Below are 21976 nucleotides of genomic sequence, written 5' to 3'. Positions count from 1 at the left end.
ATGAGTAAAATAGAGCTAACTTTAGAACAAAAACAAGGCTATGCACACAAACCTGGCAAACAAATTAGAATATTTCCATTTGTATCCAATCCTGGAGCAGATAGACTTAGCGAAGATTTAAAATCATTTCAGGGTGTCGTAGGTGAAGTATTTCGATCTCACCATCAAAAAGGTTTGTTAAAAGATCTTGAAGCCAGTGAAACATTCCACGAAAGGCTAAAACAAACTATATTAAATGCCGCTCTTGCACAAGTAGAGACAGATGTTCCCCATGATTTACGACGTATTTTGACAGATCTATTCTTCACGGAAAAAGACAATCTAGTCAAATTTCATACAGAAACATTGTGCTACTTAAACTTCGTTAGTGCGGAGGGCGCACTTAAGAACTTAGGTAAATTTATGTCGGATGTATTTTTTAGTTCGTCAAGTTTAGAAAACTCATTTTCAGAAGAGGAAGATAATCTTCTTAACAAGTTGATGCTTGATTCTTTGCCTCCTCTGCCCAATATCAGCAAGTCGAAGGATATACCACACATCAATCTACTACCTCAACTAATTGAGCAATTTAACGCGGATTTTGATCTCCTTAAAAACAGTAAAGAGCTTTTTTTAAAACACATCGAAGACTTATCAAAATTTTATTTTTTTCAATACTTTTCCCAGGTCTTGATCAATTTCAAATCATTTGGTCAAAAACAGATCTCTATAACACCAATCAGCTTCAGTCTAGAATGGGAGATCCTATCAAATAGTAGATTAAACAGCCATACCATATCTTGGAAAAACAATTTGTCTAACTATTGCTTATCTACATTCGTCCATGCAAACGTATTAGAGCTACTGAATCATATTTATGTAGATGACATACAAATAAAGGACTATCACAACATTAAAAATGTATACAATTGTCTTGATCAAGCAGGAAAAGATGAAATGGAAAACGCTATTAAACAAGTTTGCAAGATCTACACTAATAGTATTACAAATTTTTATCCAGGGTCCAGTTGGGAAAATTGTATGGAGAAGCTCGCTATTGATTTAGAACTACAAACATTTGACAACAAGTGTGGGAAACTAATATATGAACTGTGGTATAAAGTAAAATATCAATTTGACAACTCAGACCGCCATGCCGCAGACATACGCTATGTAAGTTGGTTTTTTAAATTTTGTCAAAATAATTTCTTGAAACATCGTGGAAGATTAGGAAATACACTTACTATGAACCAAGAAATACTCTTATTCTTAACACGTCTATGCGTAGGCAATAATGACAAGATCCGCTTAAAACTTCTTTGGCATGAGTTTGAGAAAAGAGGAGTCCATTTTGATGAAACATCAAAGTCTGAGATTGTGAAATTATATGAAAAAATCAATTTAATCGAGAAAAAAAGTGATAGTGGAGATGCACAATATGTCAAAGCAATTATATAAATATATTGGTGATTTAATAATTCGGTACTTCCGAATTCACCAAATACAACCTGGAGAACGGTTCAATTATTATCTTGAGAGCAATGATGCGATTGACTCCCTATACGAAGCCCTAAAAACGTATTACAGGGAATACATCGAACCCTTTGATTATGTGCATCCTGATGGAGGCTCACCATATTATACATTCGCCATTAATATAGATGGCACAAAAGTAATTGTCGCTTCCGCTACGTCTGCTTCTGAAGATTATTTTACGATGTTAAGGAATAGAGTAGCTGATCAAAAAGATGAATTCAGAGGATATGCAATCTTAATACTATTCAGTGGTAAGCTCGATAGCCTCCTAGGAGGTAGTGGTAGTTTATCCAAAGAAGGGATGCCATTGCATCACTCTGTGTTTATAGAAGGTTTAAAAAACGAGATTAATCAGAAAGATAGTTTTACAGAACATGATGGGACTATTTTACATTTCCTATTGAATAAAAAGGTTAAAAGTGTCGTAGAAGACAATACTTCCATCTTTGATTTCGAAGAGATTATTGGTATAATCGAAAAAGGATCAATTGAAAAAAAAGATTATAGAGATCTAGGCTTATTTCCCCATGAAGAGCTGTCTTCAAAAACAGGAGACATAAGTAGAGACTTGGAAGATAATTTCAAAGACTTTGATCGATTTAACAATATCTTCACAAATGGTGATCCGAAAAGTCAACTTGACGGAGAATTTTCATCAGATCAAATCAATAAATTTATAAAAGATGGCTGGGCAGAAACAGACTTTGCTGTCATACAACGACTAAGACAACAAGAAAAAGAACTTAATCCTCCTATTTTTCAAGGAATCGAATATGAAAATTTGCCTCTCGTCCCCTGGGCTAAAACGGATGGTCAGAGAACAGCTAGTCAGCAACGAAATATTAACGTTATTGTATTCAACCCTACACTACAATCGGAATTTTCGGTATCGATAAAGTTCGATCAACATATCAAATCTAGAAATCTTAAGTATTCGAAAAAAGAAGGTATATCGATTGATACGTCCGGATATCGTATTGTTATGACTGTTAGAGATTACGACTATTCAGATTTATTTTATCTTATTGAATACAAAGACTCTGAAACTAGGAAGAATTATAAGATCAAAATTCTACTCATTCCATTAAATACCGCCCTTCTGTCTAACTACGAAGGAAATTTTCAGATCAAATTTTCAAAAAATTTCCCTCACTTGTATTTAGGATATACTAGTCCTATTATTTTAAATCCATTGGGCGATAAAATTCAGGAAGAGCATGTTGTTAATGATGCCTCCTATATCTGCGAAGAAGGTCAACAACTTAAACTAACTCTAACCGCCGCTTCATCTCAAGATGAGACAATTAAATTTACTGTTTCTCAAAGTGGAGTTTCTATACCTATTGTTGTCAATTTTGAAACTTCAATACCAACGAGTATCACGGGATTGGAGGTGTGGAAAAATAAACGTTTACTGAAGAAAAGTTATAAATTTCATCAAGAATTAGATATTATCAAACTAATTTTCAACAATGAAGAGAGAACAGTACGCGAGGAATTTAGAAACAATCTTTTACAAGAAAAACAAATTTTAGATTCACAAAGTTACAGTTGGTATTTAGTAGAAAACAATCAACTTAAGCCAAAATCTATTTTTATCAATGAAAACATACGATTAAACTTTGATAAGCTACGTGCTTACTATAAAGTAAGAGACTCTTTACCAAGTCTAACCCATATGGATGAGGAGCTCACTTTGCTAGCACAAGAATTTGTACATTCCTATATCGATGCTTTGGAATCCTTTACAGAAAATATTCCATTGACTGATGATCAAAAAGATTTGCTATGGCTAGGGGTAGTAAAAGAAGAAAAAGGAGAAGAAAAAATCAAACTAAGTCCATTCCACCCTATTAATGTAGCTTATCAATTACAATTAAATGACGTCATTAAGGAAGAACAAATTTATGATGCAATATTAAAAAAGTTAAGTCCTATAAACCTTGTTCCTAATATTGCAATTGAGAATGGAAAGATGTATACACCTGTTGAATCTCCCCATTCTCCTGAATGGCTTTATTATAACGTATATCTTAACGGCGAACAAGCACCTTCAAAAGATTTTGTATCAGATTTAGTCCGTGATAAAATTAGAGACTTTACAAATAATTTCGACTTTCTGTTTAAGATATCTAAAAAATCTCCTCTAAAAATAAATGCTGTTAATTTAGGTGACTGCAAAGAATTACTACAAGGGGTATTTAAATACTACAAACGTCATTTAGATTTCAACTTAGATGTTCGCCCAAATGACTTATTGAGCATAGAAATCTGTATATACGGATCAGATAAAGTTGTTACGAAATTTGAAGAACTTGCTTTTTATGACAACATAGCGGCTGTAGAAAAAAATCTGCAAATTGATCTTTCTACAAAAAACTTTGAAGAAGATGATTTATTGAATATTTTCTGGGAGAAAGTAACTTTCTATTCCAGAAAAATAGATAAGAATAATCCTAAATATGAATATGCCCATATTGCATTCTATCAGTTTGATATTAGTAAAACTGAAGTTAGTTATGATGATATGCGCCAAATTAAAACAGGTGTATCTTTCAATAGTTTGCTTGCTGACGTCTCATCTACGCCTACTAAAGACAGTTATAGAACAGGATTTGGGATGGTAGATTTACCAGATACAAAATCAGAACTAATACACTTGTCCTCCCTATTAAATTCTTTTGTCAGAGTCTATGCGAACAGTCATCCATATGAAACATACAAAGCTTTGAGCACAAGTATTGATTTTAGCGTACGAGATGAACTAAATCTCCTTTATCAAGATGCTCAATGGATTACTTATATCGATCCAAAAGTTGACTTAGATTTTTTCAAAGAAAACAAAGACTTAGTAATCATTCACTATAGTGACCAATACAGTAATTCAAGTGGCTATGATGCTATCACAGTTAGCAGAAAAACAAGTGAATATGAATTTATAGTAAAAGAATTTTTAGAGAAACACAAAGTACAATTCAACCCATCTATTGACTGTGGAGAGATCATTAACTTATTTAATGCTGTTAATGGAGAATGGTTACTTAAACTGCTTAAACAAAACAATCAATTCCCGAGAGAGAAACTAAGTCTGCTTTCAGGTGTCAAAGTAGCTTTGACATATCTTTATCATCCTGATATAATATGGATTCCAATATCGCTTGAAGAAATTTTACGTGTATCAGGAAATGTTGGTCTTAACAAAGATAGTGGTCTACTGTCCGCTAAAAACCTTGGAATTCAAGGGTCAATGAGTGATGATCTACTTTTCATAGGTTTAGAAAACTATAAAGGGCAGTTACTCATGCATTTTTATCCCGTAGAGTTAAAAATCGGAGGAAGCAATCTCCTTAAAAAAGGAATTGAACAAGGCAGAAGAACTGCTACAATAATCAGAGAGCACTTACGGCAGGAATCGTTCTTAGCAGAATTTTACAAAAACTTTTTTGCTAAAATCGTCCTTGCAAATGTCAAAAAATTAAAAATATTTCACGTCTGGGATAACCAAAATTGGAATATCGTATTAGATAACTATAGACAAAAATTATTGAATAATGATTTTATAGTTAGTAATCGATTTGATCAATCTATTGGTAAATTCGGCGTTTTTCATTTTGGTACTGACAATTTTAAAAGAAATATCTCTATAAATCCTGAATATATACAATTTGATCTACAAGAAACAGATGGTTACAATTTCTTGGTAAAGTCTGTCGATGAATTAATCAAATTATTTCATAACACAGAAACCTCTATAGATAAAAATAAACTGTTCATTTATCTCTTTAAATATGCGAATGAAAAAGAATACACACCTGATTTATTAGACGAATCTGAAATCGATTCAGGCTTAGATAAACCTGAAACATACGATCAAGATACATATTCTGGAAATACGTTTAAAGAGGAGGAAGTCAAGATTGAATGGTCGCTTGATAACGATAGAAATAAAGTTAACACCCAAGAAGGAATTGAAATATTATTTGGAACCAATTTAAACGACCATAAAACTATAATTTGGGAACCCAATAATACGAATAAAGTGATGCATACCAATACAGGTATCATCGGTACTATGGGTACTGGGAAAACACAGTTTACAAAATCTGTAATTTCGCAACTCATAAATAATTCCAATAAAAATATTGGCAGTAGCAAATTAGGAATTCTCATATTCGATTACAAAGGTGACTATATCAAAGAAGATTTCGTAAAGAATACAAATGCTACAGTCTTACAACCTTATCATTTGCCTTATAATCCGTTAGCGCTGGATGCAGAAAAAAATACAAAACCAATGCTTCCTTTGCATACAGCAAATGATATTAAAGAAACTATATCAAATGCTTTCAATTTAGGCAATGTACAAAAGCAAAAACTAAGAGATATTATTGTTGAAGCATACGAAGAAAAGGGAATTAGCAAAAGTGACAAGAGTACTTGGCTCAACACACCACCTACTTTAGGTGATGTTTGTGACCTCTATTTAAGCAGGGAAAACAACGCCCAAGATAGTTTATACGCAGCAATTTCTAATCTATCTGATTTTGAAATTTTTGAGCCAAATGTTTCAAAAACTCAATCATTATATTCTCTGATTGAAGGCGTAGTAGTCATTAATCTATCTGGTTACGATGAATCCATTCAAAACCTTATTGTGGCAATTACATTAGATGCATTTTACACACAAATGCAAAGACATGGTCATAGTACCATTAATGGTCATTTAAGAGAGTTAAGAAAAATGATACTGGTTGATGAAGCAGACAATTTTCTAAGTAAAAACTTTACTTCTATTCGAAAAATTTTGAAAGAGGGCCGAGAGTTCGGTGTTGGAACAATACTTTCTACACAGTTTTTGAGTCACTTCGCTACAAGTGAAAATGAATATTCCAATTACATCTTAACTTGGGTCATCCATCGAGTAAATGAAATCAAAATGAAAGAAGTAGATAGTTTATTTTCCCTAGACAACAAGTTAATAAAAGAAAATCTCATAACAACTATAAAAGGTCTTGAAAAACACCGAAGTATAGTTAACCTTGCCGGGTCACTCCCTATTTTAATTAAAGACTGTGCGTTTTGGGAACTTATTCAGAACCAAAATAATGAGTAAATTTGATTTTTAGTGGAAAACTTAGTATAGTTTATGGTATCTTTTATGTTTATCTTTGTCTATGGCGTTTAACAAAAAAGAGCTTATTGAAGAAATAAAAGAGCAGTTTCTGGAAGATGACAATCGTCGTCCATGGATAGTTGCTTTTAGTGGTGGGAAAGACTCTACTACATTATTGATGCTCGTATGGGAAGCTGTTGCACAGTTAAATGAAATCGAAAGGAAGGCAAGACAGATTTACGTAATCTGTAATAATACACTTGTCGAAAATCCGAGTGTCTTACAATTTGTTAATAGACATTTGAGAATTATACAAAAGAAAGCTATTGAACAAGGCTTACCTATTAAAGTGGATCATACCACTCCTCAACTTGAAAATAGCTTTTGGGTAAATTTAATTGGTAAAGGATACCCTGCACCTAATAACTTCTTTAGATGGTGTACGGAAAGACTTAAAATATCCCCTACCACTCAATACATAAAGGATAAGATCGCAAATTTCGGCGAGGCTATTATCCTGATCGGAACACGATCAGATGAAAGCGCTGCTCGCGCGAACTCCATTAAGAAGCATGAGATGAAAGATGAGCGCCTTCGCTCCCATCCTCTTCCGAATGCGAAAGCCTATGCGCCTATTAAAGACATGACTACGGATGAAGTTTGGAAATATCTTCGACTTACAGTAAACCCATGGACAGAGGATAAAAACCTAGAAATCCAAACTTTATATAGTAATGGTAGTGGGGGCGACTGTCCTATTGTAGTGGACAATTCTACTCCAAGCTGTGGTAATTCAAGGTTCGGATGCTGGGTGTGTACGGTTGTAAAACGTGACCGCTCAATGGAAGCACTTGTAGATAATGGAGAAGAATGGATGCGACCCTTGATTAATATTCGTGATTTCCTATACAAAACCATCGATCGAGAACGAGCTGATTACGATGCGGAAGAGTTTAGAATGCCAATTCGTCGAAATAAAGCTGAAGGAATTGGCCCATATTGGCCGAAATGGCGTTACCATGTATTAAAGATGGTGTTGGAAGCTCAAAAGGTAGCTACCGAAGTAGATGAGGATAATCAATTAATCACTTTACAGGAGCTTGCTGCAATACAAGTAATATGGAATAGGGATTATATATATGAATATTCCGTAACCGATGCCTATAAAGAGGTATACGGTGAAACTGTTGAGTTTGGACAAAAAACACTAGACTCCAATCACGAAAAAGAATTACTAAAAGAAATTTGCGGTAAAAATGAGGATGATGTCCGTTTAATTAACCAGATGTTAAAAGCTCAAAAAATGAAAGGGCTTTTGGTAAAGAAAATGGGCCTTCAAAATGATATTGAAAATATCTTGCAAGAAGCTGCTCGTCCTACATTTACAAACTTCAAACAATACAATCCTAATGCAGATCAGTAAGATCACTTTATATAATTACCGTATCTATAAAGGAGAAAATCAAATTACATTTGATGAGGATCCTTTGAGAAATATACATATTGTCTCGGGCTTTAACGGTTTTGGAAAAACGACTTTCTTAACCTCGCTCGTCTGGTGTCTATTTGGATCACAGATGCAGGAGGTTGACGAAGCTTATAAAAAACGTATTAAGGAAGTGGGCGGCTATCCTAAATATCTAGAAGATGGTCTAAACCGCCTAGCATATTTAGATCTGGAAACAGATTATTATGTGGAAATAAAATTCACCAAAATTGATATTCCAGGCATTATAACGGAGGAACTAACGATTCGGAGAACATTCTATAGTGGAGATAAATCGGATACCCTACAGATCCTCTTAGATGGAAAACCTAATGAATTGGTACAGGAGGTTGGCTACGAATTATTTATTCAAGATTTTATACTCCCGAAAGAAATAGCAAAGTTTTTCTTTTTTGATGCTGAGAAAATAACCGAATTGGCTGAAATACAAAATACAGATCAGAAACGTCAATTAGCTAGAGCATATTCTGAAGTCCTTGGAATAAAAAAATATGTAGACCTTCGGACTAGCCTTCATGATCAACGTACAAAATATCGACGTTTATCAGCTAATGAAGAACAAGAAAAATTGTTTCTCGGCTTAGATGAAGAGATTAAAACTCTTGAGAACAGAAAAAGCGATTTAGAATCTTTGAACAAACTAGTAGATGAGGAAGCTAGGGGATTAAAAAAAGAAATCAAAGATATTCAGGAGTCTCTAATTAGATCGGGCAATGTTCTTACATTAAAAGAATTTAAGGGGTTAAACGATAAAAAAGAAGATCTCTTAGCGCGTGCTGAACAACTAAAGGAAGTCTTTAAGAAAAATTTAGATTTGGCTCCTTTCGCTATTGCAGGTAAATTATTTATGCAACTAGCTAAACGTGTATATAATGAAAAGTCTAATTTTAAAGGGAATAGTTCAGAACTATTACTAAAATCCATAGAAGATCTAAAGTCTAAAACCTCTTTAGTAAAAGACTCTATTAGTAAGCAGCAGTTAGATCTTTTGTTACATTCCTTATTCGAGATATATGATAGTTCAGCGAATGGAGGTAACTCTAACGACACTGATAATAAAATTGGTCTAAGTGAAAAATCTATTTTGATTATAGAGCACATTGAGGAACAGCTTCATCACAAGTATCAGGAAGACATTAGATGGGTCACTGATGAAATGAAACGGAATCGTTATGAGCTTAATGATGTGACGACAAAATTAGCTCGCGCTGAATCGAAAACAAATGATTCGATCATCAATCGACAAGTTGATCTTCTTGACCAAAAACAACAACGTCTGCAGGATGTCAATAAGGAGTCTGGCTCTATTCAGAATCAACTTTCGGCTTTAGTAAATGAACTGAATGCAAAGAAAAAAGTACAACAAGAGAATCAGAAAAAGGTTCATTTACAAGAAGATCTAATAGAAAAAGATAAAATAGCAAAACGTCTTATCTCAGAGTTGAACCAATTTATTTTTAAGATCCAAGAGCAAAAAAGAAGCACATTGGAGGCTAGTATTAAGGAAAATTTGACAAACTTAATGCACAAAACAAGCTTTGTAAAAGACGTTCAAATAACGATAGAAAACGAGATCATTGATATCGAACTAGTCAATAAGGCTGGAAATATCATTAATAAAGAGACTCTATCTATGGGTGAAAAGCAGCTATACGCAACTGCCATTTTACAGGCTTTAGTTACAGAGGCTAGCTTTGATTTTCCTGTATTTATAGATAGCCCAATGCAAAAGTTGGATGCAACACATGCAAAGAATATCATTACTTACTTCTACCCTACTGTATCTAAACAGGTTGTATTGTTGCCTCTTTTGCAGAAAGAAATGTCTGAGAAAGAATTTGATTTGTTGGAACCTTATGTAAAAAGTGCGCATTTGATTTATCATAAGCCTGAGGAATCAGCTTCAACATTTATCCACATAGACAATGACCAACTTTTTGAAACTATAAATAAGTTATATATTAACGATCATGTTTAATTCAGTTACGACATCGGAAAAGAGCAAAGGAATTATCGTAAACCTAACCAATAAATTGGGGCTGGGTGCTGAAAATGTGATTGCTCGTTTAGCATTCGCCTACTCGTTATCTAAAAATGAACGTCTTGATTTAAATAATATTTTAGATAGCAAAGGAAAACTTTATCCCGCTAAGGTATTGTTTGGCGACTATCAAGAAATATATCTAGGAATGCTATGTGAAATGTATGGGATAAAAATGATTGATAGTAATCTTCCAAGATATGTAAAAATGCATATTGATCATGGGCTTGAAATTATGGCTCCCTATGCCAATAATGATGGCTTTGATTTTCTCACAAAGTGTATTGAAGAAGGAATGGCAGCGATTTAGTCGCTGCCATTTTTATTTTATTGAAATGCTTTTAGTCCTTCTACAGCAGATTGAAATGAAGATACAATCTTAGGAACATCTTCTATTTTCGTGAAGCGCCCTATACTAAGACGTAGCGTAGCATACGCTAAATTAACATCATTTTTCATCGCCATTAGGACATGTGAAGGCTTGATATCTTTTGAAGTACATGCTGAGCCATTAGACACCGCTAGATCATTTTTAAGATCAATAATTAGAGCCTCTGCATCTAAAGTTCCGAAGTGGAAACTAATGATGTTTGGCAATTTGAACTCTGTTTGAGTATTCAGCTGAAAATCTTCAATAGACGATAAGCCCTCAATAATAGCTGCTTCTATTTTGGCTAATTCAGCCTGTTCCTTCATTCCTTCTTTTTGAGCAAGTTCGCATGCAGCGCCAAAACCTATTATTCCTGGTGTATTTAATGTCCCTGATCTAAAACCTCCTTCATGTCCGCCACCGTGCATATGAGGCATCAACTTATTTTTGCTTATTTTAGATCTATTAATGTATAAGGCGCCTACCCCATTTGGCCCATAAATCTTATGTGCAGAACAAGCTAGTAAATCGATCTCCATTTCTTGGACATTAACAGTTATCTTACCTAGAGCCTGAGTTGCATCTGTCATAAAATATGAAGTACGCTGATGTGCAATCTTAGCAATGTCCTGAATGGGTTGGATAATACCAGTTTCATTATTAACATACATGATTGATACAAGCTTTGTATTTTCTTTGAAGGCACTTTCGAGATGCTCAAGGCTAATTATACCATTTTGATCAACATCGAGATAAGTAACATCAGCGCCTTGAGACTCAATATATGCACATGTATCTAGAACAGCTTTATGTTCTGTTTTACAAGTTATCATGTGGAAGTCTTTACGACCACTTGCTTCAAACAGTCCAATGATAGCTAAATTGATTGCCTCCGTAGCCCCAGAGGTAAAAATAACGTCCTCGCTCTTTTCTGCATGAATCAGATTAGCCACCTGTTGTCTCGCGTGTTTAACCGCATCTGATGCTTCCTGACCATAAAAATGTGTACGGCTAGCTGCATTACCAAACTTTTGTGTAAAGTATGGCAACATAGTCTCTACTACCCTCGGGTCTGTTGGCGTAGTTGCAGCATAATCTAGATATATGATATCACTGTTGTCCATGTCTGATCAATCTTTTGAGATTAATCAAAGTTAAGGGTTAAACTACAAAATGTAGTTTAAAAGTTCACAAAACTGAAACTTTTCACGCGAATTTGAAACTTCTCAGTCTTTTTATCAACTTTTATAATCATTTTATCAGGGATTATTGCTATCCAAATATTTGGGTTTTCTTGATTCATTTTTTTTACTTTGATGTTCAGATAATGCCTTTTCGATTGCTATTGCCATACACAATGGAGATATAAGATACAACAAATATATCCCACTGAATATTGATATGGTTGTCAAACATACGAGCTCTAAAATTTCCTTTAACTCAAACAAGCGAAGATCATTGGAGAAATAAATTGGGACTGCTAACCCAACAAAAATAATAAACAAAGCACCGATCAATATTATCTGAGCCATTTTTTTTAAAAAACCACTAATTTTAACGACGATTTCATCGTTTTCAAATTTTAGGTATGGCAAAGCTTTTTTTATACTTTTCCAAGTAAAATTTTTCTTTAATTTTTTCTTCAATTCGAGATATTGATAAATTGATTGTTCATTAGTAATTATCCCAGTCTGGAGGTAAAAATACCTTTCTTTAAAATCATTTACAACAAACCCATTTCTAAACTCTACATCAAGTTCATCAGTTAAGGTTTTATACTCTTTCACATTATTAAGTCTTCGTGTTTTTCTATCTCGGGAATTGCTAATAAAATATTTTAAAGGCTCAAAAAAAATTGCACTCAAAATAACGGTAATTAATGCGGAAAGCTTGGAAATAGTTTCAATAAGGGTCGTGATATCCATCTATATATAGTTTTGGTTAGTAATTTTCAAACATATAAATTTTAAAACATAACTGAATATAATTGTAGTCTCCTAAATAAAGGAAGTATTAAGTAAGCATTATGCAAGAAGTCCTCGAAAAGATACTTCTTCTATTGTTATCCTTCAAAAAATAAAGGAAATGATTAAAGACAAAAGAGCCCCCCTTAACGCAAAGAGAGGCAATTGGACTATTTTTTGATTGTTACTTGCTATAGTTATAAATCAGCGATTAGACCTTTTGTAAGTAAAAATAGACATATCAGATGGAATATTTATTGATCATTTCCGAGAAAATATTGATCAAATCCGAACCTTCCAAAATTAAAATGAATGAGATTATCTCACTTGATCAAAAAGACTGTAACCCGCTTTTACGATCGACGGCTAGCTTAGCGTTAAGCTGCGCTTTTAGTGTATTTACAAGTGGAACTATCAAATTATACTTAGATTTCATCACGTTGACAGTCTCTATAGCCAGATTAAGTTTTGCCTTTAGTTCATTGACAAGCACCTGTGTACTCGCTGGGTCAATTGCATTTGCAGTAGAAATCGTTGCGATATCATCGGACGCAACCAGCGTAGAATCTACCTGCGCAACATCAAACACCGCTGCAGATTGCTTTACTCTATAAACTCCAATCAGTACCATTCGGCGATCATCCAATACTAAAAAGTCTAATCTCAATCGTCCACTCCTGGAAATATTGCTGATATCAGCCTGATCCAAAACCACATTGGTACCGGCAATGACAGAATAGCTTCCCCCATTACTTAAAGCAGCATTGACATGAACTTCTATCCTTTGTCCAGGTACGACGCGGCTATTATTAGCATTGTCGATTGTAAGCATATAATTATTATTGCTATTTATTGTTAAATTATACCGCGTGGTACCTGTCTTCAATGTAGAAATATCAATGCTATTATTCGCATTACTCTGAAGATTCCCATCTGCGTAGTCAGTAATATAAAACGGGCTTTTAATAACCTCTTCTGCTGTGTAATTGCGTATTTTACGATTTCCCATTTCATAAAGAGCACTGTTATTATACCTATTGATATTAGTATTGAAGTCAACAGAAACCGAAGAATTTCGGTAGAGTGGTCTATTGGTATCGTCACCGATCTTTTCCAGATCAACCTTAAAAAGGTTGGCTCGTGAAAGTTGTATAGTAAATAGTGGCTTTGAAAAAATAGTATGATCGGCATTGTAAGTAACTTTAGTCCCAATTAATCTAAACTCGCCCGTGATAGTACTTAAAATTGATCCGCGCCAATTTTTTTCAGCGGTGGCGGTCGTATGTCCCTGAATCATATAACCGGAAACAAAGGTAAAAAGACAGTTGAGTCCAGCGTAGACATGAACTCCGTCTATCGCTTCTGTATAGATACTATCAAATAGCCAATTACAGTTTGCTTCAGTCAAAATTCCCGCGCATAATGTAGTTGAATCAGCGAGTTCAAGGTTATCCAAGATGTTCTGCGGAACACTAATTTCAGTAGGGATATTCCATTCTTCATTCGCTATTTTGACACGCAAGTCTTCGATAATTGGAGAGACGAATGTATTGGAAGTGAAAGACGACCCTCCAATACTACGGCGCTGATAAATGCCGATCCGCACGCTTTCTATCATCAACCCGGTGAAGTTACACCCATTAACGGGTCCTATATCGCCATCCATAAATAGTCCAATGCCACAACGCCTGATCTTTAGATCGTAGTAGTTTTCCCGCCAACAGTTCCCCATGATAATTCCATAGCCATTTGTGAATCCTACTATCGCAATCTGACGTAGCCCCCATGAAGTCGAATTTATCTTAATTCCGAAAGCATTGGCGGTAGCATTTCCTTCTATCGCGATATTTTCGATCAATCCGCCGACTTCTCGAGCTACATTGTTATTGCTACATATAAAACCTGAAGATCCGCTCTTGACACGAATAGTTGAGGCATTCGTGTTTATGGTCGGAGCCCCTACAATATATTGGATACCTTGAGCGCATGGGCTTGCACCTGTCCCCCGAAGGGTTGTGTTTGGTGGTAGCGTGATATCTCCAACGACATATTTGCTACCCGTCGGTGACACTTTAACATAAGTCTGACCTTTGGCTTTTGATAGTGCTTTAACAAAGGCAGCAGTGTCGTCGGTAAGATTGTCCCCTTTCGCCCCATAATACCGCACGTCAATCCCGTCCTGAAATAAATGCAGTAATTTTAAACCTCCAACTGCAACGATACTTCCACCGTCATCTGGACCTGGATCCGGCTCATTTAGTAGATCAATGTAGTGGTAGATAATCGGTGTCGGGGTATCCCCTTTTTCGTAGTAGCCTAAGAGCTGAACACCCGCATAAGTTGGATTGCTTCCTTTCAATCCATCGATTTCCGTTGTTGATAGATTGCGCATTGCATCCATCGTTTCCTTAACTAAAAATTGATTTGCCATATTCTTTTGTTTTTATATGTATAGCAAAAGTACGGTGGTGGTAGTGGCTATCTGAGTAAAAGAAAGGTTATGTAAGCGGTAAGTGGGAGATACCGAAAAGTCTTTATGAAACAAAAAATGCGACACCCTGGAGGATGCCGCATCAGCTGTTAAAGCTATGCTTGTCGGCTCAATTTTTCAGCACCATGCCGAAAGCTACTGATAACCTATTTACAAAATGGAGCAGAAAAATTAAAACTTCTCTCATCTCATTAGTTCTATGTCGCTCTATACGAAATTCGAATCCTAAAAGTCCCAGCAGCGTTCGGCTGCACTGACGGTTCAACAATGAGCGTGTTTAACAGATTCGGATTAATAGTACCACCGTTCTGATAGGTCTCTTTAACCGTCGCTGATCCATTAACATACACCAATGTCCCTAAATCTAAATCATTAACATAAGCATTGTTATTGACCGAATTCCCGATCTTTAACTTCGCACCTGAGACATCTCCTTGCTTATCGACAATTTGGACGACATAGATTAAGCCACCAAACTCCAACAAAGATTCCTGGATCCACGAACCTACTGAAAAACCTTCATTCGCTTTGATAACAGGTGAGATATATTCTCTTTCTTCAAGGCTTCCATAGACACCTTTACCTTCAAAAGGCGATTTAATAGACCTGAAAAAATTCCTTCCGCCCAGAGCGGCAATCAATCCCTGATTGGATACAAAGTCCCCAGTCAATTTATATAGTGGATTGGAAGCTCCCCGAACGATTTTATTGCCATATTCTGATATATTATCTTTGGTTTCGCTGGTCGCATTATTTAGCATAAAGTTGATAACCGGAACAAAGCCCTGGTTAAAGTAATTGTTTCTGATCTCTGTCGTCTGTACACGGCCGATTAGTATAACACTATCGTGCTCAGAACTAGGAATTGCACCTTCGAATGCTGTTGTCATAAAGTTATTGGCCACAGTGCCTGCAGCCAGGCCAAATTTAGCCCCTAGAGAAAGATGCAGGCTCGCCGTTTCGGAATAGTTATTAGATACAACATAGCCATTTATGCTACCGTCATTAGGCTTGTCGGTACCACCCAATACGATCGCTTTACCATTGATTTCAAGAATATTGTCTTGAATAGATATATTTTGCGCTTGGCCTACCGCAATACCGGTACCATATCTTCCCGCGGAAACCGTATTGCCATGGACTTGAAGACCATTCATATTGTCCAAGGCAAGCAAGGCATAAGAGTTGGTACCTACCGCACCTAACCAACAGCCTCTTATTTCTGCTCTATAAGAGTAAGTAAGATAGATGCTGATCGCATTTGGCCAGGAAGAACACAGACGACAGTCTATCGCCTGAAAATTGGTACTGGCTAAAATATGGACGCCATCGCCAGTACCATTGTTAACGATTACCATCCGATCAAGTGTGACATAGCTGATACGGGGCGAAGCAAACTCAATTTTCCCATTGACAGTAGTTGTACCACTACCCGAAATAAAAACTGGATCCGCCATCGCAGCCACCAGTCCTTGTTGAACAGCCGAACTGTTTCGATTGTGCTGGTAATCGCCTCGGTGAATTTGGTTTGTCTTGCTTCGCAATGACTGTGTAATCTTATACTCGACAGGCGGTGTAGGATAGTATACATTCAGTCCCGTATCAATAGCATTTTGTATAAATTGGGTGTCATCTTGTTGCCCGTCTCCTTTGGCACCGAAGTATCGTACATCAACCTCAGATCTGTAGACTGATTCAAATTTCAATCCCGAGGTTTGGATAATATCTCCCCCATTATCCATGCGCGAAGAATTGCTCTTATAATAAAATACCGAGCTAGGTAAATCGCCAACGCGATAATATCCCAACAATTCGATACCCAAATAGGCTGGAGTAGTTCCTTGAAATCCAGCAATTTCAGCTGCCGACAGATTTCTCATCTCTGCCATGCTGTTCTTAACTAAAAATTGATTTGCCATATTCTTTTGTTTTTATGTGTATAGCAAAAGTATGGCTGTGGACTAGGCTTTCTGAGGAAAACAAGCAGTAAGTAAGCGGTATGTGGGAGATACCGAAAATGGATACCACCAATATTCCCTATAGTTTTGATAATGCCTCTTTCTTAAAGAAAGTAAAATGTCCTGTGATTATTTTCCATGGCAACAAGGACACAGCGGTATATTATGGTTCTTCTGTTAAGCTCTCAAAACTACTAAAGGCTACTGATCAATTTATCACATTGCAAGATGAAAGCCACAATGATTTCTCGAAAAACGAGGCTTACCTAAGTTCAATAAAGTTAATTTTGGGAAGGAATAAATAGGCGCCGGTCGTGAACAAGTACTTTCTCCTTAACCTAATAATGCATTCATAGTTTACAGAATTCAAATGTTGGCGAGAACCAGCTGGAGTTTATTTGTAGGTTGCTTTCAAACGGAAGTTTGCGATACCTATATCATCAATGAAAATTCACTACTTTTGAACCACTATGCTGCAAGTAACCTGTGCGATTATAGAGCACGCCAATAAAATACTGATCTGCCAACGATCTGCTTCGATGAAACTGCCATTGAAATGGGAATTCCCGGGTGGGAAGATCGAAACCGGAGAATCTAAAGAAGACTGCCTACGCAGAGAGATCAAAGAAGAACTCAATATTGATATCACCATACGCAAAACGCTCATGATGGTGGAGCATCAATATGCTGACATTTCGCTGCAGCTCTACCCTTTTGTATGCAGCCTACAATCTGGAGAGGTAAAAGCGCTGGAGCATGCTCAGGAAATATGGGTAGCAATAGATCAATTGCTAAGCTACGACTGGGCAGAAGCTGACCTGTCTATTGTAAACGAGTATATCGCTTACGCTACATCAATTAAATAATAGCAGCTATCTGCGTACATAAAAGCCCTAAAACAAAAAGAGCTTCCCTCGAACCGGCAGAGGGAAGCAATTTGGCTACTTGGTCGATTCTATTAGCCTTGAAACCAACGCGTGGTTTTCTATCTATAAAGATAAGCAGGTTATGTGAAACAGCTATTGTGCATTTTATCGAAAATGTTGATCAAAACACTAAAACTTTAATCATCATCCAGACTCTTAGCGAATAAACAGAGGTCATTATGTTGCTAAAATCCCCGCTGTTCTTAATTTGTTCTTTAAATCCCGAAGTTCAGACAATATGGACTGGATTTCCATCTGGGTATATGCGGACGATGGGTTACCTGCGCTATCAGGAGAAATTGCGGCTTGACTTACAACTCCTTTTGTGGTAGATGAGGCATTAGGAACTGCAGATCTAAAAGCAAATCCATCCCAGATCATAAGTGTATTCGTATCAGTATTAAACCAGTCATAGGAACGCAGTGATCCCTGATCCAATAAAGGCATATTGGCTGTTCCACCTATATTCTGAAAATCATTGAGCATATAATTTTTTAGTTTTTTAAGATGATTGCCCATGTAACTGGTCTTTTGATTGAGTGAACTTAAAATACTTTATTTCGTGTAGAATAGAGTAAAGCTTTTTTATTGGCAATCTACATCATTAACCGCATTTCGAAATAAAAATACCACCTTATTTAATATCAGGCGGCATTTTTATTTCGAAATGCGTAATACTTATATTTCAGTAGATGCTATTTCCTTAAGCGGAGATACCACCATCGATGGTAAAACTGCTTCCAGTAATATATCCTGCTTCATCCCCTACCAAGAAATTAACTAGCACTGCGATCTCCTCTGGCTGTGCAAAACGCTTTAAAGGTATCGCGTTCATATAATGTTGTCGGACAGCCTCGTCTGCTTTTTGTAGCATATCTGTATCCGTCGCTCCGGGCTCTACGCTATTGACCGTAATTTGTCGAGGTGCTAAGTCCCAAGCCAATCCTCTCGTATATGCAGAAATAGCAGCTTTGGTCGCAACATAATCTGATAAACCTGGCCCTCCGATCCGGATACCGCCAACGGAGGCTATATTTACGATACGCCCGCCATCTGGCATATACTTTTGCGCAGTACGCACGGCTTCGGTCACCGAACGGATATTTACATCGATTTGGCGATCGTATTCGAGCGATCTTTCGTCAGACGTTTCGATAGTACCTCCCACCGATAAAGCAGCATTGTTCACCAGTATATCTATCTTCTGAAATAGACTTACTGTGTCTTCAATTGCTCTGCCAACTGCTCCTTTTTGTGAACCATCTGCTTTGATTGCGAATGCTTTGCCACCATTTTGATTTATCTCGTCTACAATCTGCTGTGCTACCTGATCAGAATTTAGGTAGGTAAAAGCAACTGTAGCACCTTCTTTTGCTAGACGCTCCACGATGGCACGTCCCATACCACGTGTTCCACCGGTAACGAACGCTACTTTTTCATTTAATTTTGACATCTTATTTGAATTTAATTTTTTACTCCAATTTTATTAAACGGATATATCTGGGCAGTAAATTGGTCCTTAGGTAATGTCCAGCTTTAGCCTTTTTAATTTGACCTCACGAATTTTCCATTGCCCGTCAACGTATTCATAATGGTTGTAATAGAAGCCAAATCCGTGAAATTTCTTAAATGGACTTTCTTTGTCTGCATCAAAATAGATCCGATCTTCCATGGCCACTATAGCCTTAGCCTGTGTCTCTCCGATCAGCTGTATCTCCGCATGATGAATTTGATGGATGGAAACTGCTTCCTCAATTGTTTTACACGCTTCAATGAATTGATCACTGCTATGAAATTCATATAAGATAGATCCATCAACCGCATAAAAAGTTAATGTTGGCTGCTGTGAAAATAATCCCTTTAGCTGATCCCAATTTTTCTGGTCAACAAATCGACAGTATTTGGCTTGTAAATCTTTAATTGCGTCTACAGCCAGTATATAGTTTATATTCGTTATATCTTTCATATCCGAAATTCTTGTGTTTAGAGAACCTTGATAATCACTTTTCCTGTGGTATGATTGCTTTCTATCGCCGAATGCGCCAATGGGATTTCATCGAGTCCAAATCGCTTGGATATGTGAGGCACTAATTTTTGTTCTTCCAACAATCGGGCAAGTGCTTTCATATCTTGTCCATTTGATACTACGTTATTGTAAAATGCATTAATATTGCGCTGAACAGCCAAATCTGCCCACTTACTGTCTACGATATGATCCCAGAGGCTAAGCAAGGTTGCACCATTCTTAAGCGCCTGCATAGATTTAGCAATATGCTCATCACGTAGTCCTTCGATGACATAATCAACCGGAAACAGGATGTCAAGAAAATTGGTAGTCTGATAATCTATAAACTCATCGGCTCCCAATCCCAAGACGAACTCTCTTTTAGCGCCTGATGCCAATGCGATAACATAAGCCCCAAAATATTTAGCGAGCTGAACTGCGAAATGGCCTACACCGCCGCCGGCTGCTGTTATAAATACCCGGTCACCAGGCTTGATCCTGAACTTATTCAACGGCTGCCACACCGTTAATGCAGCCATTGGTACTGCGGCGGCTTCTTCATAGCTGATATTCGCTGGCTTGAGCGCGATATCATTGATACTTGCCACCACGTACTCGGCGTAGCCTTTGGCATGTCCCGGTGTCGTATAGGTCGGAAAATTCAACAAACCAAATACCGCATCACCTACTTTGAAATGTGCTGTATCCGCTCCTATCTCCACGATCTCCCCAGAGATATCCCATCCAAGGATCTTCGGTGATTCTCCATTGAAAATATAATCCAATCGACTATCCCGCCTAGCATACACATCAGTCGGATTGATGCCTATGGCATGAACCTTTATAAGTACCTCACCGTTTCCGGGACGTGGTATAGGGATATCTGCCATCATCAATTGTTCTGTGCCTCCCTGGGATTTTAAAATAACTGCTTTCATTGTGCAATCAAAATTTATTTATAGCACAAAGTTACTATGCTCATTACTGGGATATGGAATTACTATCACCGATGATACCCACTGGCTACAAACCCACCTTAAACACTTTGATCAATAGGGGCACAAATTGCTTAAATGAACTAAAAAACTTAATTTAGTACCACAGATATTAGGTTACATATAATGGCTGAAAGTGCAAAAACTAAAATAGATAAAGATGATGTACAGGCGTTACAGGATACCATCTATGTGATTGGTGGTAAATGGAAGCTACCGATCATCTATTCAATTTGTTGCGGCAACAAGCGATTTACTGATATTGAGCGCAGTATTCCGGGTATCACAACAAGAATGCTTTCCCGAAATCTGAAAGAGCTCGAGGACAATATGCTGATTACCCGAAAAGTAGACCCTGACTTCACGACTATCATTGAATATGAGTTTACCGAGCACGCCAAAGCCTATGGCAACTTGATATTGCAAATGATTGATTGGGGTAAGCAACATAAACAACTCATCATTAAAGAGAACAGGTTGCAAAAACAAAAAACACCAATTTTTTAAATAAAGATCTGCAGATCCTATGCTTCCAAAGGAAGAAGTTGATTCGAACATAGAATTGTTGATGAATATAATTGATGACGCATTGAAAAAAGCAAAATCACTTGTGGCAAAATAAAACTGGAGTTATAATAGATTAAGTACAAACTCCTTCTCTATTTCATGATGAAAAAAAAAACGCTATAGAAATTTAGCCATGAGCAGTATAAAAAACTTTTTAGAACTACCAACCGACAAACAAATCGGAGAAACACAACATTTCTTCTTGATCCGAGATGGCTTTCCAGTTAGCCCTGGTCATACATTAATTATTAACAAAGCGCTTCGTGAGGATTATTTCAAGCTCACTACTGATGAAAAAGCTGACTTAGATAATGCGATCGGCCTAGCCCGATCCTTGGTAGAATCTGAGTTCACCCCCAATGGCTACAACATCGGCATGAACTGCGGTGAATCTGCCGGACAAACGGTGTTCCATTTTCATTGCCACCTGATCCCTCGTTATATTGGAGACATGGAAAATCCTAGAGGTGGTGTGCGGCATGTGATACCGAGTAAGGGGAGTTACTAGATGAGGTGGTCGTATA

General features: G+C 36.7%; 17 protein-coding genes. 9 read left to right on the top strand and 8 right to left on the bottom strand.

Annotation, left to right across the window (positions count from 1 at the left end; genetic code table 11):
* The 5 genes from dptG to B4G94_RS00345 all read left to right on the top strand — a co-directional run bounded on the left by dptG (position 1) and on the right by B4G94_RS00345 (position 10486).
* Positions 1–1437 carry a DNA phosphorothioation-dependent restriction protein DptG gene (gene dptG / locus B4G94_RS00365; RefSeq protein WP_286856477.1) on the top strand — a complete coding sequence of 479 codons (1437 nt, stop codon included), beginning with the start codon at positions 1–3 and terminating at the stop codon, positions 1435–1437.
* A complete protein-coding gene (dptH, locus tag B4G94_RS00360; RefSeq protein ID WP_286856476.1) occupies positions 1418–6628 on the top strand; it encodes a DNA phosphorothioation-dependent restriction protein DptH in 5211 nt (1736 codons plus the stop codon). The genes dptG and dptH overlap by 20 nt, the downstream gene beginning before the upstream one ends.
* Positions 6629–6689: 61 nt before the next feature.
* Entirely contained in the window at positions 6690–8051 is a 1362-nt protein-coding gene (gene dndC, locus B4G94_RS00355) for a DNA phosphorothioation system sulfurtransferase DndC (RefSeq protein WP_286856475.1), read from the top strand.
* Positions 8038–10113 carry an AAA family ATPase gene (locus B4G94_RS00350; protein WP_286856473.1) on the top strand — a complete coding sequence of 692 codons (2076 nt, stop codon included), beginning with the start codon at positions 8038–8040 and terminating at the stop codon, positions 10111–10113. Before dndC ends, B4G94_RS00350 begins: the two co-directional genes overlap by 14 nt.
* The gene (locus B4G94_RS00345; protein ID WP_286856472.1) at positions 10106–10486 is read left to right on the top strand and encodes a DndE family protein; all 381 of its coding nucleotides are present in this window, start codon (positions 10106–10108) and stop codon (positions 10484–10486) included. Before B4G94_RS00350 ends, B4G94_RS00345 begins: the two co-directional genes overlap by 8 nt.
* A 17-nt stretch (positions 10487–10503) precedes the next feature.
* Here the strand turns inward: B4G94_RS00345 and B4G94_RS00340 are convergent, their stop codons facing one another.
* From B4G94_RS00340 to B4G94_RS00325, 4 genes are all read right to left on the bottom strand, one after another.
* Complete coding sequence (locus tag B4G94_RS00340; protein ID WP_286856471.1) at positions 10504–11670, bottom strand: cysteine desulfurase family protein; 1167 nt, start codon at positions 11668–11670, stop codon at positions 10504–10506.
* A 135-nt stretch (positions 11671–11805) separates the two neighbouring features.
* A complete protein-coding gene (locus B4G94_RS00335) occupies positions 11806–12471 on the bottom strand; it encodes a hypothetical protein (protein ID WP_286856469.1) in 666 nt (221 codons plus the stop codon).
* 370 nt (positions 12472–12841) lie between these two features.
* A complete protein-coding gene (locus B4G94_RS00330; RefSeq protein WP_286856467.1) occupies positions 12842–14941 on the bottom strand; it encodes a glycosyl hydrolase family 28-related protein in 2100 nt (699 codons plus the stop codon).
* Positions 14942–15198: 257 nt separating this feature from the next.
* Entirely contained in the window at positions 15199–16920 is a 1722-nt protein-coding gene (locus tag B4G94_RS00325) for a hypothetical protein (RefSeq protein ID WP_286856465.1), read from the bottom strand.
* 80 nt (positions 16921–17000) lie between these two features.
* On the opposite strand from B4G94_RS00325, the gene B4G94_RS00320 reads away from it, so the two are divergent.
* Both B4G94_RS00320 and B4G94_RS00315 read left to right on the top strand, forming a co-directional pair.
* Positions 17001–17264 (top strand): hypothetical protein, encoded by a 264-nt coding sequence (locus tag B4G94_RS00320; RefSeq protein ID WP_286856464.1) that lies wholly within the window; start codon positions 17001–17003, stop codon positions 17262–17264.
* A gap of 165 nt (positions 17265–17429) precedes the next feature.
* Positions 17430–17825, top strand: a complete 396-nt coding sequence (locus B4G94_RS00315; protein WP_286856462.1) for a (deoxy)nucleoside triphosphate pyrophosphohydrolase — start codon at positions 17430–17432, stop codon at positions 17823–17825.
* Positions 17826–18062: 237 nt separating this feature from the next.
* Here B4G94_RS00315 and B4G94_RS00310 read toward each other — a convergent pair whose 3' ends face one another.
* The 4 genes from B4G94_RS00310 to B4G94_RS00295 all read right to left on the bottom strand — a co-directional run bounded on the left by B4G94_RS00310 (position 18063) and on the right by B4G94_RS00295 (position 20828).
* Entirely contained in the window at positions 18063–18404 is a 342-nt protein-coding gene (locus tag B4G94_RS00310; RefSeq protein WP_286856461.1) for a hypothetical protein, read from the bottom strand.
* Between the two features lie 184 nt (positions 18405–18588).
* Positions 18589–19338, bottom strand: a complete 750-nt coding sequence (locus B4G94_RS00305; RefSeq protein WP_286856459.1) for an SDR family NAD(P)-dependent oxidoreductase — start codon at positions 19336–19338, stop codon at positions 18589–18591.
* 66 nt (positions 19339–19404) lie between these two features.
* On the bottom strand, positions 19405–19851 hold the full coding sequence (locus B4G94_RS00300; protein WP_286856458.1) for a nuclear transport factor 2 family protein: 447 nt from the start codon (positions 19849–19851) through the stop codon (positions 19405–19407).
* A gap of 17 nt (positions 19852–19868) precedes the next feature.
* Positions 19869–20828: an NADP-dependent oxidoreductase gene (locus B4G94_RS00295; RefSeq protein ID WP_286856457.1), complete on the bottom strand. Its 960-nt coding sequence runs from the start codon at positions 20826–20828 to the stop codon at positions 19869–19871.
* Positions 20829–21011: 183 nt separating this feature from the next.
* Here B4G94_RS00295 and B4G94_RS00290 point away from each other — a divergent pair, with 183 nt between their 5' ends.
* Together B4G94_RS00290 and B4G94_RS00285 are read left to right on the top strand one after the other, a co-directional pair.
* The gene (locus tag B4G94_RS00290) at positions 21012–21392 is read left to right on the top strand and encodes a winged helix-turn-helix transcriptional regulator (RefSeq protein ID WP_108633473.1); all 381 of its coding nucleotides are present in this window, start codon (positions 21012–21014) and stop codon (positions 21390–21392) included.
* A 193-nt stretch (positions 21393–21585) separates the two neighbouring features.
* Positions 21586–21960, top strand: coding sequence for an HIT family protein (locus tag B4G94_RS00285; RefSeq protein ID WP_286856456.1), 375 nt, complete (start codon positions 21586–21588; stop codon positions 21958–21960).
* Positions 21961–21976 lie beyond the last annotated feature (16 nt).

Source organism: Sphingobacterium sp. UBA7625 (assembly GCF_002484085.1).
GTDB classification, from domain to species: domain Bacteria; phylum Bacteroidota; class Bacteroidia; order Sphingobacteriales; family Sphingobacteriaceae; genus Sphingobacterium; species Sphingobacterium athyrii.
Note: the sequence above shows the minus strand (reverse complement) of the source record. Positions and strands in the feature narration are given on the sequence as shown.

Coding starts and splice junctions, on each gene's coding strand:
- dptG (WP_286856477.1), top strand. CDS start 1: ATGAGTAAAATAGAGCTAACTTTAGAACAAAAACAAGGCTATGCACAC.
- dptH (WP_286856476.1), top strand. CDS start 1,418: ATGTCAAAGCAATTATATAAATATATTGGTGATTTAATAATTCGGTAC.
- dndC (WP_286856475.1), top strand. CDS start 6,690: ATGGCGTTTAACAAAAAAGAGCTTATTGAAGAAATAAAAGAGCAGTTT.
- B4G94_RS00350 (WP_286856473.1), top strand. CDS start 8,038: ATGCAGATCAGTAAGATCACTTTATATAATTACCGTATCTATAAAGGA.
- B4G94_RS00345 (WP_286856472.1), top strand. CDS start 10,106: ATGTTTAATTCAGTTACGACATCGGAAAAGAGCAAAGGAATTATCGTA.
- B4G94_RS00340 (WP_286856471.1), bottom strand. CDS start 11,670: ATGGACAACAGTGATATCATATATCTAGATTATGCTGCAACTACGCCA.
- B4G94_RS00335 (WP_286856469.1), bottom strand. CDS start 12,471: ATGGATATCACGACCCTTATTGAAACTATTTCCAAGCTTTCCGCATTA.
- B4G94_RS00330 (WP_286856467.1), bottom strand. CDS start 14,941: ATGGCAAATCAATTTTTAGTTAAGGAAACGATGGATGCAATGCGCAAT.
- B4G94_RS00325 (WP_286856465.1), bottom strand. CDS start 16,920: ATGGCAAATCAATTTTTAGTTAAGAACAGCATGGCAGAGATGAGAAAT.
- B4G94_RS00320 (WP_286856464.1), top strand. CDS start 17,001: ATGTGGGAGATACCGAAAATGGATACCACCAATATTCCCTATAGTTTT.
- B4G94_RS00315 (WP_286856462.1), top strand. CDS start 17,430: ATGCTGCAAGTAACCTGTGCGATTATAGAGCACGCCAATAAAATACTG.
- B4G94_RS00310 (WP_286856461.1), bottom strand. CDS start 18,404: ATGGGCAATCATCTTAAAAAACTAAAAAATTATATGCTCAATGATTTT.
- B4G94_RS00305 (WP_286856459.1), bottom strand. CDS start 19,338: ATGTCAAAATTAAATGAAAAAGTAGCGTTCGTTACCGGTGGAACACGT.
- B4G94_RS00300 (WP_286856458.1), bottom strand. CDS start 19,851: ATGAAAGATATAACGAATATAAACTATATACTGGCTGTAGACGCAATT.
- B4G94_RS00295 (WP_286856457.1), bottom strand. CDS start 20,828: ATGAAAGCAGTTATTTTAAAATCCCAGGGAGGCACAGAACAATTGATG.
- B4G94_RS00290 (WP_108633473.1), top strand. CDS start 21,012: ATGGCTGAAAGTGCAAAAACTAAAATAGATAAAGATGATGTACAGGCG.
- B4G94_RS00285 (WP_286856456.1), top strand. CDS start 21,586: ATGAGCAGTATAAAAAACTTTTTAGAACTACCAACCGACAAACAAATC.